We start from the raw sequence: 11,556 nt of genomic DNA on the forward strand, positions 1-11,556 counted from the left end.
GCGGGGCGACCGACGGCGGCGACGTCGCCGGTGGTGGGGCCGGAGAGGCCGCCGCGCACGTCGGTGATCCTGTCGCCCCACAGCCACAGGCCGACCAGCAGGACCGCCCAGGCGACGCCCATCACCAGGCGGCCGGTGCCGGGCGGGGGCGGGGTGCCCTCCGGGTCCGGGCCGGTCACGGTGTCACTCCTCGCGGAACCGCGGGAGCCTCTCCTGTCGGCGCCCGCGGGAGCCTCTCCTGTCGGAGCCATGGCGTCACTCCGGGCGGCGCCGGCGGACGCTGCGCAGCGCCACCGCCACGGCCGCGACGCCCGCGAGGACCAGGCCGACGACCGCGTGCCGGGTGCCGGGGCCGGTCTCCTCCGGCGCGGCCGCCGCGCCGGTCAGGGGGGCGGTGCCGCCGCCTCCGGCGTGCACCGGGGCGGTGGGGGTCTGCCGGGCGGCGCCGACCTGGACGGTGCCTACGCCCTGGTGCGGGTGTCCGTCACAGGTGACGGTGATCTCGTACGTTCCGGATACGCCCAGCTTGACCCGGGTGGTCCCTGTCAGCGTGTTCTGCTTGCCGTCGCGGCCCGTCAGCTCGGCGTCCCGGGTGAACGCCCCCGACCCCGCTGCCCCGGTGGTGCCGCTGCACCCCTTCACCCGCACGTCGACCTGGGCGCCAGGCGCCGCGTTCTCGGGGGTGACCTGGGCCTTCACCTGGTCCTGGTCGTGTCCGGCGGCGGTTCCCGGCCCCCCGGCGAGCACGGCCGCAGCCAGGGCCATCACCCCCGCCCCACGCCCCGCAAGCGAACATATACACATCGTGAACCTCCTCTACCAGCAGGTTCACGCTGTGCGCGGCACCCCGCATCCCCGGCGCACCCGTCCGTGCCCCGTGCCCCGTAAGGGGCGCGGGGAACTGCGCGCTCAGCCCAAGAAAAGCCGCAGACGCATCTGCCGAGTACGGAGCAGACGCGTCTGCGGCCTTTTCGTGGCTGGTCGCGCAGTTCCCCGCGCCCCTTGAGGGAACAGTCCCTGAGGTGGCCTCCGGGTCAGACCCGGTCCACCAGGTCCGCGATGGAGTCGACGATGTTCGAGGGGCGGAACGGGTGGCGGTCGATGTCGGCGCGGGTCGTGAGGCCCGTAAGGACCAGGAAGGTCTCCATGCCCGCTTCCAGTCCGGCAAGGACATCCGTGTCCATGCGGTCACCGATCATCGCGCTGGTCTCCGAGTGCGCCCCGATCGCGTTCAGCCCCGTCCGCATCATCAGCGGATTCGGCTTGCCCGCGAAGTACGGCTGCTTGCCGGTGGCCTTCGTGATGAGGGCGGCCACGGCACCGGTGGCGGGCAGCGGCCCCTCCGTGGAGGGCCCCGTCTCGTCGGGGTTCGTGCAGATGAACCGCGCGCCCCCGTTGATGAGCCGGACGGCCTTCGTCATGGCCTCGAACGAGTACGTGCGGGTCTCGCCGAGGACCACGTAGTCGGGCGCGTGGTCGGTGAGGACGTACCCGATGTCGTGCAGGGCCGTGGTCAGCCCTGCCTCGCCGATGACGTACGCCGTGCCGCCCGGCCGCTGGTCGTCGAGGAACTTCGCGGTGGCGAGCGCGGAGGTCCAGATGTTGTCGACGGGGACTTCGAGCCCCATGCGGGTCAGCCGCGCCTGGAGGTCGCGGGCGGTGTAGATGGAGTTGTTCGTGAGGACCAGGAACGGCTTCCCCGACTCGCGGAGCTTCTTGATGAACGCGTCGGCGCCGGGGATCGGCACGCCTTCGTGGATGAGCACGCCGTCCATGTCGGTGAGCCACGATTCGATGGGCTTGCGCTCTGCCATGGGGTGCACTCCTGCGGTCTGCGCGAACTGAAACTGCTGGGGGCGCCGGGACCACAGTGTCCCAGCGCCCCCAGCGTAATCACGAAGCGCTGATCTTCACCCCGTCGATCACCCAGAACCAGTTGTTGCCTCCGGTGTAGCGGAACCGGACCTGAGCGGTCCGCGCGCCCGCCGGGACCTGGAGCCGGAGCGACTCGACGACGGAGGGGGTGTCGGCCGCGTACGTCTTCACGACGACCGGCGCCCCGCCGTCGTAGGAGACGAGCACTTCGCCCTTCTGCGGCGCCTCGTGGCGGTAGAACGTCGTGTACGTGAGGGTCGCCGCGGCCCCGCCCCGCACCTCGTACGCGGGGCTGATCAGCGTCGAGTCGAAGGTGCCGGTGACGGCCTTGTCGGACCACTCGTCGCCGTCGGCGACGGCGAAGACATTGCGCGAGCGGATGTTGAGTTCGCGCTGCTGGTCGCGCTGGGTCCTGGTCCAGAATTCATCGGTCGTGAAGGACCAGCCGCGCCACTCGGTCATGCCGCCGCCACCCATCCGGGAGTTGTCGACGGACCAGCCGCTCGGCGGGGTGTGCGTGAACCCGATGACACCCGCGCCGACGCCGGTCTCGTCGACGGGCGGCTTCAGGGCGGCCCGCAGGGCGTCGAAGTCGTCCGGCGCCGGCTGCTGGAAGGGGCGCCCGTCGAGCCCCCAGGCCGGGTCGACCGGGACACCAAGATGGACGAGCGCGCTGACGGCGACGTCCGGCATCCGCACGTCGTGCCGCACCGACCCGGCCGCCGCCCCGCCCCCGCACGCGATCAGGAACGTCTGCCGCTCGGCCCAGCTCGACCCGCCGTGGCCGCCCGCGTCGGTGTGCCCGTGGTCGGCGGTGACCATGACCAGCCAGTCCTCGTCGCCGTACGTGACCCGGGACCGCACGGCGGCGACCAGCCGGCCCACCTGGCCGTCGGCGGTGCGGATGGCGTCCAGGTACGCGCGGCTCGCGGCGCCGTGGCTGTGCCCGGCGTGGTCGATGTTGTCGAGCTGCACGAACACGGCGTCCGGGTCGGTGTCCTTGAGCCGGGCGACGGCGCGCGCGGTGGTCCCGGCGTCGTACTCGGCGGACGGCGTGGACACCCGGGCGTCGACCTTCGGCGAGAAGATCGTGTCGGTGATCGGCGCCCAGGACGAGACGGCGTACGTGTTCAGGGACGGCTTCGCGGCTTCGGCCCGGGTCATGAAGTCCGGGTAGCGGGCGAGGTCGTGGCCGGTGAAGTCGTTGTCGACCACCTTGTGCTTGTCGGGCCAGACGCCGGTGAGGAGCGTGGACCAGCCGGGTCCGGAGGAGGTGGGGGCGAGGGGGGCCGCGTACAGGGCGCTCGGGGCCGTGAGCCCTTCCGCCATCAGGGACTTGAGGGTGGGCGCGGCGGCGTCCTTGATCCGGTTCAGGAGCGCCCCGTCGAGCCCGATGATCAGGACCTTGGGCTTGCGCGCGGCGGCGCGGGCGACGGCAGCCGGCGGCCCGGCGGAGACGGCGACGGCCGCACCGAGGGACGCGGCGGAGACGAGGAGCGAGCGGCGGGACGGGCCGTGGGACACGGTTCCTCCAGGTGAGTTGGATGGAGCGAGACGTGCGGGCACGCCAACGCCCCTGGCGGTGCAGGGGCGTTGGTGCGGACTCGTTACCGTTGTGGGTCAGCTGCCGGTGGCCGACTTCCAGTCCTCGACGTATGACTTGAGGTTCTCGGAGATGTCGTCCCAGTCCGGCTCGAAGACCTCGACGCCGTCCATGAGCTTGTCGAGGGCGATGGCGTTGGCGTCGGTGGCCTTGATGTCCTTGCGCGCGGCGAAGCCGCCGCCGATCTCGCTGACCTGCTGCTGCGCCTTCCGGCTGAGCAGGTAGTCGAGGAACTTCCTGGCGTTGGCGTCGTGCGGGGCCTTGTTCACCAGGCCCGCGGCGTACGGCAGCGCGAAGGTGGTGGGCTTCTTGCCCTGCTTCGCCGGGAACCAGATGCCGAGGTTCGGCATGTCCTTGGACTGCGCGTAGTTCATCTGTACGTCGCCGTTGGCCACGAGCAGTTCGCCCTTGTCGACCTTGGGGGCGAGCTTTCCGGTGGAGGCGGACGGGCCGACGTTGTTGGACTGGAGCTTCTCCAGGTACTTCATGGCGGGCTCCTTGCCGCCGAAGTCGTGCATCGCCTTGATGAGGACGGCGGTCCCGTCGCCCGCGACGCCGGGCGTGGAGTACTGGAGCTTGTTCTTGTACGAGTCGTCCGTCAGCTCGTCCCAGGTCTCGGGGGCCTTCGAGCCGCCCAGTTCCTTCTTGTTGTAGATGAACCCGAAGTAGTTGTTCACGACGGAGGTCCACTTGCCGTCGGGGGCCTTGTCCGCGCCGTCGACCTGCTCGGACCCCTTCGGTTCGTACGCCTTGAGCAGGCCCTTCTCGTCGGCCTGCTGGATGAAGGGCGGGAGCGTGATGATGACGTCGGCCTGCGTGTTGGACTTCTCGCGGACGGCGCGCTGCACCATCTCGCCGGAGCCGCCCTCGACGTACTTGACCTTGATGCCGGTCTTCTTCTCGAAGTCCTCGAAGACCTGGTCGTACCAGCCGTCGCCGTTCTCGCCCTTGAGGCCGTCGGCGCTGTAGACGGTGACGACCTTGGCGTCGGAGGCGGCGGAGTCGCCGCCGCAGGCGGTGAGGGTGCCGGCGAGGACGAGGCTGCCGGAGACGGCGGCGAGCGCCCGGACGGGGACGCGGGGGTGGCGGGACATGACGTGTCGTACTCCTAACGAGTCACAACGGGACACAGGGGGACGGGAGTCGGGGCGGTCAGCGGTAGGAGGCCCGGGTACGGATCCGGGAGACGGCGAAGAGGACGAGCAGCGTCGCCGCCATGAGGACCACGGCCAGGGCGGCGCCGGTGAAGGTGGCGCCGCGGTCGGTGGCCGCGTAGATCCGCACGGGGAGCGGGGTCCAGTCCGGCGGGTAGAGCATCATCGTGGCGCTCAGCTCGCCCATGGACAGGGCGAAGCAGAGGCCCGCGGCGGCGGTCAGGGACGGCAGCAGGAGCGGCAGCTTCACCCGCCACAGGACGTACGCGGGCCGGGCGCCGAGTGACGCCGCGGCCTGCTCGTACGCCGGGTCGAGACGCAGGATGGCCGCCGAGACCGACTGATAGGCGAACGCCGTGACAAGAATGGCGTGCGCCAGGACGACGATCGTGGACGTGCCGTTGAGGATCACCGGCGGCTTGCTGAACGCGACGAGGACGGCGAGGCCCACGACCACCGACGGCACGGCGACGGGCAGCATGAACAGCGTGTCCAGGGTCCGCCCGCACAGCCGCGAGAGCCGGGTCGTGCCGTCCCCGCGCTGCTTCAGCCTCGCGGCGGCGAGCGCGGCCCAGGTGCCCGCGGCAAGCGCGACGAGGCTGGCGCCGAGCGCGGTGAGCAGGCTGGTGGTGAGGGCCTGGAGGGATTCGCCGCGGGTGGCGGCGGAGTAGTGCTCACCGGTGAGGTCGGACGGGAACGCCCCCGACCAGTGCCCGGCGAACGACGCCGCGACGATCACGAGCAGCGGCAGCGCGAACAGCGGCAGGAACAGGACGAAGAAGGCCGCCCAGGTCGCCCACTCGCCCTTACGGCTATGCACCAGCACGACGGCTCACCACCCGGTACAGGCCGTACAGGCCCACGGAGATCGCGATGTTGACGACGGCGACGACGCAGGCCGCCGGGTAGTCGGACTCGAGCATCGCCTTGCTGTAGACGAGCATCGGCAGCGTCGTGACGTCCTTGGCCCCGGTGAACAGCACGATCCCGAACTCGTTCAGGCACATCACCAGGACGAGGCTGCCGCCGGCGGCGAGCGCGGGCAGCGCCTCCGGCAGGATCACCTTCCGTACGACCCGCAGGGGCCGCGCGCCCAGCGAGGAGGCGACCTCCAGCTGCGCGGTGTCGATCTGGGAGAACGCGGCGAGCAGCGGCCGCATCACGAACGGCGTGAAGTACGTGATCTCGGCGAGCAGCACGCCCCACGGCGTGGTCAGGAACTGGAACGGCCCGTCCCCGCTCGCCCCCGTCGCATCCGTCCACAGCCCGTTGGCCATGCCCTTGGTTCCGTAGATGAACAGCAGGGAGAGGGTGATCAGGAAGGACGGGAAGGACAGGAAGACGTCGATGAACTTGGCGACGGCCTTCCCGCCCGGGAACGGCACGAACGCGATGACCAGCGCGAGCGCGAACCCCAGCACGAGACACCCGACGGTGGCCCCCACGGCCAGCCACACCGTCGTACCCAGCGCCTCCCGGAACGACTCGGAGCCGAAGACGTCGGAGTAGGGCTGGAGAGAGGTCCCCCCGGTGTCGGGCTGCACGGACTGCTGGACGACGAGGGCGAGGGGGTACAGGAACACCAGGGCAAGGCCGGTGACCGGAGGGAGTGCCCATACCCATGCGGGAACCTTGAGAGAGGGCTTGGCCTTCTGCTCCGGCGCAGTGAGCGTGGCGCTAGCCATGGGTCACTCCGGCGGAGAGCAGCACCGCGTCCTCGGGTGCGAAGTGCACCGTGACCTCCTCGCCGAGCGAGGGCGGCTCCCGAAGCTCCCGGACGTCCGCCTTCACGGAGTGACCCCCCACCTCGACGTACAGCCGATGCGTGGCCCCCCGCCACTGCACCTCGGACACCGTCCCCGTAAGGGAGTTGGGCCCGGGCCCCAGCCCGACAAGATGCGGCCGCACGCACAGCGTGGCCGTGACCCCGGCGGCGACATCCCCCGTGTCGACCTTCAACTCGGCCCCGCCCAGGGAAACCGCCCCCTCCCCCACAGAGACCGGCAGCAGATTCGCGTTGCCGACGAACGAGGCCGTGAACGCGGTCCGGGGCGCCCGGTACAGCTCCTGCGGAGTCCCGCAGTCCTGCAACCGAGCCCGGTCCATGACGGCGATCCGGTCGGCGAGGGTGAGCGCCTCGACCTGGTCGTGGGTGACGTACAGAATGGAGACGTCCGGCAACTCCCGGTGCAGCCGGGCGAGTTCGGCCAGCATCCCGGACCGGAGCTGCGCGTCGAGCGCGGACAACGGCTCGTCGAGCAGCAGCACCCCCGGCCGGATGGCGAGCGCCCGCGCGATGGCGACGCGCTGCTGCTGCCCACCGGACAGCTCACGCGGAAACCGCTTGGCGTACGCGGCCATGCCGGTCATCTCCAGGGCGTCGGCGACCCGCCCGGGAATCTCCGCCCGCGCCACCTTCTGCGCCTTCAGGCCGAAGGCCACGTTCTCCTCGACCCGCATGTGCGGGAACAGCGCGTACTGCTGGACGACCATGCCGATGCCGCGCCGGTGCGGCGGCAGCTCGGTCACGTCGCGGTCGCTGATGAACACGCGCCCGGACGCGGGCCGCACGAACCCGGCGACGGCCCGCAGCGCGGTGGTCTTCCCGGACCCGGAGGGCCCGAGCAGCGCCATGACCTCGCCGGGTTCCACCGTGAGATCGAGGCCGTCGAGCACGACGTTCCTGCCGTACGCGACCGACACCGAGTCGAACCGTATGCCGCTGCTCATCGGGCGAAACCCCGGAGCAGCGCGGGCAGTTCGGCCACCGAGCCGAGGACGTGGGTGGCCCCGGCGTCCGCGAGGGCGGCCGCGTCGTGGGCGCCGGTGAGGACGCCTGCGACGACCCCGGCCCCGGCGCGCACCCCGCTGCGCATGTCGTACGCGGTGTCCCCGGCCACGGCGATCTCGCGCACGGAGTCGGCGGCGCCGGTGCGCAGGAACGCGGCGAGCACCATGTCCGGGTAGGGACGTCCGCGGCCGCCCGCGTCGGCGGGGCACAGGGTGAGGGCGACGAGGTCGCGCCAGCCGAGGGCGTCCAGGATGGCGTCCTGGGTGACGCGGGCGAAGCCGGTGCTCAGCGCCACGGTCAGGCCCGCGGCCCGCATCTCCTCGATGGCCTCGCGGGCGCCGAGGATCGGCGCGATCCGTCCGCCGTCCACCAGCTGCCCGTACGCCCTCTCGAAGGCCACGTTGGCCTGCTGGGCGAGCGCCTCGTCGCCGAACAGATGCCGGAAGACGGAGATCTTCGACTCGCCCATGGTGGCGCGCACGTACTCCAGCTTCGCGGCGTGGTCGGCGGAGCCCTCCTCGACGCCGAGCTCGCGCGCGGCGGCGGAGAACGCCTGCTCGACCAGGCCCCCGTCGGCGACGGTGGTCCCGGCCATGTCGAGCACCACAAGGCGTACGTTCCCGGTCACTGTGTCGGCCAATGCCCTCACCATCCCAGCTCGTCGGCGGTCTTCTCGGCGATCGCGGGCGAGCAGGTCATGCCGCGCCCGCCGGGCCCGGTGACCAGCCAGACGCCGTCGCGCACCTGCTCGCGGTGGACGACCCGGCTGGTGTCGACGCACTGCGCGTACACCCCCGCCCAGCGCCGCCGGATCTTCGGCAGCGGCCGCCCCAGGAAGCCCTCGACGACCTCGGTGAGGTGGTCGTAGGGGTCTTCGAGGGTGTCGAAGGCGAAGGGGTGCTCGTATTCGTGGGTGTCGCCGATGGTCAGGCCGCCGTCGGCGCGCTGCACCATGAGCAGCTGCATCTTGTGCGCGGCGGCGGTCGGCTCCTGGGCCTGCCCGGCGTTGAGGGCGTCCAACTCCGGCGTCCAACTCCGGTGACCTGTACGCCGGGTAGTAGCGGAAGCTGTCGGCGTCGGCGACCGACGTGGTGAGCGGCTCGCCCAGCGGGTCGGTCTGCATCATCTGCAGGCGGACACGGCGCACGGGCAGCTCGGGCGCGAGTTCCCGCACCAGGCCGCCGAGCCAGGCGCCGGTGCACAGCACCACGACGTCACCGGTGTGCACGTCACCGTGGTCGTCGCGGACGGCGTTCTCACCGATGACTTCGCGGACCTCGCGGCCCGGCAGGAAGGTGTAGCGGGGCGAGGCCAACAGGGCGTCCCGCAGCCGCAGTTGGGCGGTGCGGGGCTCAACGGCGGCATCACGCTCGCACCACAGCGCGGCGGTGAACCCGCCGCGCAGTGCCGGGTTGAGCGCGCGGGCCTCGTCGGCGCCGAGCAGCTTGTAGCCGCGGGCGGCCGCGTCCGGGCGGGCGAGCGCGGCCTCGGCGACGGCCCGCTCCCGCTCGTTGCGTACGAGGGTCAGCGAGCCGTTGGCGCGGAAGCCCAGGCCCGGCACGCGGGCGCCGATCTCCTCCCACAGCTCGCGGGCGCGCAGGGCGGTGTCCAGCTCCTCGCCGCCCGCACGGCCGCTGACCCATATCTGCCCGAAGTTGCGGAGCGACGCCCCGCGGGCCTCGCTCTCGCGCTCGATCTGTACGACCTCGTGGCCGCGCTCCACTGCGTGCCAGGCGTGCATGGTTCCCACCACGCCGGCTCCTACGACGATGACTCTCACGACGGCAACGCTCCTGTCGACGGATGGCCCGGCGGGGGCCGGTCGGCAACGGGACGGTGAACGGCCCCTCAAACTTGGCCTAGACCCGTTATCATTCCGTAATCATCGTGGACCAACTGACATACGGAAAGAGGGGGTTCAGCCCTCGCTCGCCAGATGCGTCGTGAAGGAGAACCGGTCGCCGCGGTAGAGGGTGCGCACACGCTCCAGGGGCTGCCCCTGGGTGTCCCGCGAGACGCGGTGGATCAGGAGCATGGGCAGCGCGGGCGGCGTCCCGATGAGCAGCGCCTCGCGCGGGGTCGCGAGCACCGTCTCGATGCGCTCGTCGGCGTCGCCGAAGGAGATGCCGAGCCGTTCGCGCAGGTACGCGTAGAAGGACGAGTCGGGCTCGAAGTCCTGGTCCAGGCGCGGCACCCGCTCCACGGACACGTACGTCGACTCGAGGCCCACCCGCTCGTCGTCCGCGAGCAGCACACGCTCCATGTGCCAGACGGGCTCCCCGACGGGTACGCCTATGTCGGCGGCGAGCGCGGCCGTGCAGGGGAAGCGGTCGAGCGAGATGAGGTTGCGTCCGGGGGCGCGGCCCTGCCTGCGGACGCCCTCGGTGTAGCTGGCGAGGGACAGGGGCTGCTCCAGCTTGGGCCCGGCGACGACGGTGCCGCGGCCCTGGCGGCGCAGCCGCCCTTCGAGGAGCAGCTCCCGCAGCGCCTGCCGCACGGTCTCGCGCGCGACCTCGTACCGCTCCGCCAGGTCCCGTTCGGTGGGCAGGGCCTGCCCGTCGCCCAGCTCGTCGATCAGCTCCGCGATGCGGGCCTTGACGGCGTAGTACTTGGGGATGCGGCCGTGCTCGGGGATGCCGGAGCGGATCGGCGCTCCGGGGGCCTGGCCGCGCAGGTGGTCGGGCGGGGCGGCGTTGGGGTCGGCGGGGTTGGCAGCGTTGTCCACGGGCAGATGTTCGCACGTCGGGGGGTTGGGGCGGAGTGACGGCCGGAGCGGGGTGGCTCGCGGGCGTGGGGCCCGGGGCAGGGCGGCGGGGTGCGGGGCCGTACGGACTGCCGGTACGGGGAGGGCCGGGTCCGTGCCGCCGGACTTGCTGGCTGGGGGCGGCGCGGACTCGGCCCATCCGGATGGGTGGAACCGGCTGATCAGCTCCTTCTGGCCCGAAGGCGCCGAGATCCCACCACAAGGGCCAGGCCGCCGAGGAGGAAGGCGACGGCGGTGGCCCCGAGCCCGGGCAGTCGCCCCGGGCCGGTCTTCGCGAGTTCGCCGGGGGACGGGCCGGTGGGCCCGCCTGCCTCGACGATGTCGAACGCATAGTCGTTGGACGCGCCCACCCAGTCCCCGTCGTCGGCGCGGCGCCGCACGACGGCGGCGCTCGCCACGACCCGGTCGGGCGCGGTGTCGGAGGTGAAGGCGAGCCGGAGGCCGACGGTGACCGTGCGGCCGGGGGCGATGGTGAAGCCGGGGAAGGCGGCGGGGTCGTGGGGGCGGCCGGACTCGTGGGCGCCGTCGGACGCGTCACCGCCGTGGGCCCCGTCGGCCCCCTCGGCCGCATTGCCCTCATGTCCCCCGTCGGCCCCGCGAGCACTGTCCGTCGCGCCGCCCCCGTCGCCGAGGACGCCGACGTTCTCGTCCCGGTCGGTCCGCTCGAACCGCACCGGCCGCAGCCGCTCCCCGTCGTCGAACTCCAGCAGGATCTGCCGGGGCCGCAGCGCCTTCGCGCCGTCGACGAGCACGACGACGGGGTGGACGTTCCCGCAGGTCTCGTCCGTGGCGTTGGTCAGCTCCAGCGACCAGCGCCGGAAGCCGCCGCCCGGCTCGTACGTGGCGGGGCCGCCGCTGATCCGCGTACCGATCGGGAAGTCGTCGCCCGCGGCGGTGGCGCAGCTGGGCCGGAGGGTGCCCGGGCCGCTCTCCCCCGGCCGGTCGCCCGCGGCCGCCGGCACCCCGGCCACGGCGGGCACGAGGGTGACGGCGGCGGCGACGGCGACGCCTGCCGCGAGAGAACTGCGAAGTCGCATGGAGGGCCCTTGCTGACGGCCGGCCGGACGCGCTGCGGCACCCGGGACGGCCGAACTGACGGCGGAGCAAAGCCCGTTGGGGTTCCCGGCGCGCAGCCGGAAATCAACGGGTCGCGGCCCAGACCCTGCCACGCGCGCGCGACCCCGCACAGGCCCCGCCGCCCCCGGGGACCCGTTCGGCTGGCCGATTCCCCCCTAACAGCCGATTCTTCCGATTCTTCGTCAAGTCCGATTGGCAGGAAAAGCGACGCTCGCCCGGCCGAAGAGCGGGGCGAGGACCAACTGCGCCGCGCCTTCCGCGACCACCCGCTCCCCGCCGGGCGCGGCCGCCA

At 72.4% G+C, this 11,556-nt stretch carries 10 protein-coding genes and 2 pseudogenes; all 12 read right to left on the reverse strand.

What is annotated here, in order from left to right; all coding sequences use genetic code 11:
* A pseudogene (locus STRAU_RS43660) lies at positions 1-122 on the reverse strand (class F sortase); the annotation flags it as partial.
* A 133-nt stretch (positions 123-255) separates the two neighbouring features.
* On the reverse strand, positions 256-765 hold the full coding sequence (locus tag STRAU_RS18140; RefSeq protein ID WP_016641804.1) for a hypothetical protein: 510 nt from the start codon (positions 763-765) through the stop codon (positions 256-258).
* A gap of 269 nt (positions 766-1,034) precedes the next feature.
* Complete coding sequence (locus STRAU_RS18145; RefSeq protein ID WP_037660229.1) at positions 1,035-1,814, reverse strand: HAD-IIA family hydrolase; 780 nt, start codon at positions 1,812-1,814, stop codon at positions 1,035-1,037.
* A 79-nt stretch (positions 1,815-1,893) separates the two neighbouring features.
* A complete protein-coding gene (locus tag STRAU_RS18150; RefSeq protein ID WP_016641806.1) occupies positions 1,894-3,399 on the reverse strand; it encodes an alkaline phosphatase family protein in 1,506 nt (501 codons plus the stop codon).
* Between the two features lie 96 nt (positions 3,400-3,495).
* Positions 3,496-4,572 (reverse strand): 2-aminoethylphosphonate ABC transporter substrate-binding protein, encoded by a 1,077-nt coding sequence (locus tag STRAU_RS18155; RefSeq protein ID WP_016641807.1) that lies wholly within the window; start codon positions 4,570-4,572, stop codon positions 3,496-3,498.
* 58 nt (positions 4,573-4,630) lie between these two features.
* Positions 4,631-5,458: an ABC transporter permease gene (locus STRAU_RS18160; protein ID WP_037660230.1), complete on the reverse strand. Its 828-nt coding sequence runs from the start codon at positions 5,456-5,458 to the stop codon at positions 4,631-4,633.
* Positions 5,445-6,317: a 2-aminoethylphosphonate ABC transporter permease subunit gene (locus tag STRAU_RS18165; RefSeq protein ID WP_052029142.1), complete on the reverse strand. Its 873-nt coding sequence runs from the start codon at positions 6,315-6,317 to the stop codon at positions 5,445-5,447. Before STRAU_RS18165 ends, STRAU_RS18160 begins: the two co-directional genes overlap by 14 nt.
* Positions 6,310-7,362 (reverse strand): ABC transporter ATP-binding protein, encoded by a 1,053-nt coding sequence (locus STRAU_RS18170; protein WP_016641810.1) that lies wholly within the window; start codon positions 7,360-7,362, stop codon positions 6,310-6,312. The genes STRAU_RS18165 and STRAU_RS18170 overlap by 8 nt, the downstream gene beginning before the upstream one ends.
* Entirely contained in the window at positions 7,359-8,063 is a 705-nt protein-coding gene (locus STRAU_RS18175; RefSeq protein WP_259299934.1) for a phosphonatase-like hydrolase, read from the reverse strand. The genes STRAU_RS18170 and STRAU_RS18175 overlap by 4 nt, the downstream gene beginning before the upstream one ends.
* Positions 8,064-8,068: 5 nt before the next feature.
* Positions 8,069-9,203 (reverse strand): annotated as a pseudogene (locus STRAU_RS18180) (TIGR03364 family FAD-dependent oxidoreductase).
* Positions 9,204-9,341: 138 nt separating this feature from the next.
* Positions 9,342-10,148 carry a GntR family transcriptional regulator gene (locus STRAU_RS18185; protein ID WP_016641813.1) on the reverse strand — a complete coding sequence of 269 codons (807 nt, stop codon included), beginning with the start codon at positions 10,146-10,148 and terminating at the stop codon, positions 9,342-9,344.
* Positions 10,149-10,348: 200 nt separating this feature from the next.
* A complete protein-coding gene (locus tag STRAU_RS39055) occupies positions 10,349-11,224 on the reverse strand; it encodes a hypothetical protein (RefSeq protein WP_016641814.1) in 876 nt (291 codons plus the stop codon).
* Positions 11,225-11,556: the final 332 nt, after the last annotated feature.

Source organism: Streptomyces aurantiacus JA 4570 (genome assembly GCF_000414115.1).
GTDB lineage: Bacteria > Actinomycetota > Actinomycetes > Streptomycetales > Streptomycetaceae > Streptomyces > Streptomyces aurantiacus_A.

Bases quoted from the DNA above. Each gene is read 5' to 3' on its own strand.
- STRAU_RS18165 (WP_052029142.1), bottom strand. From the start codon at position 6,317: ATGGCTAGCGCCACGCTCACTGCGCCGGAGCAGAAGGCCAAGCCCTCT.
- STRAU_RS18155 (WP_016641807.1), bottom strand. From the start codon at position 4,572: ATGTCCCGCCACCCCCGCGTCCCCGTCCGGGCGCTCGCCGCCGTCTCC.
- STRAU_RS18170 (WP_016641810.1), bottom strand. From the start codon at position 7,362: ATGAGCAGCGGCATACGGTTCGACTCGGTGTCGGTCGCGTACGGCAGG.
- STRAU_RS18145 (WP_037660229.1), bottom strand. From the start codon at position 1,814: ATGGCAGAGCGCAAGCCCATCGAATCGTGGCTCACCGACATGGACGGC.
- STRAU_RS18140 (WP_016641804.1), bottom strand. From the start codon at position 765: ATGGCCCTGGCTGCGGCCGTGCTCGCCGGGGGGCCGGGAACCGCCGCC.
- STRAU_RS39055 (WP_016641814.1), bottom strand. From the start codon at position 11,224: ATGCGACTTCGCAGTTCTCTCGCGGCAGGCGTCGCCGTCGCCGCCGCC.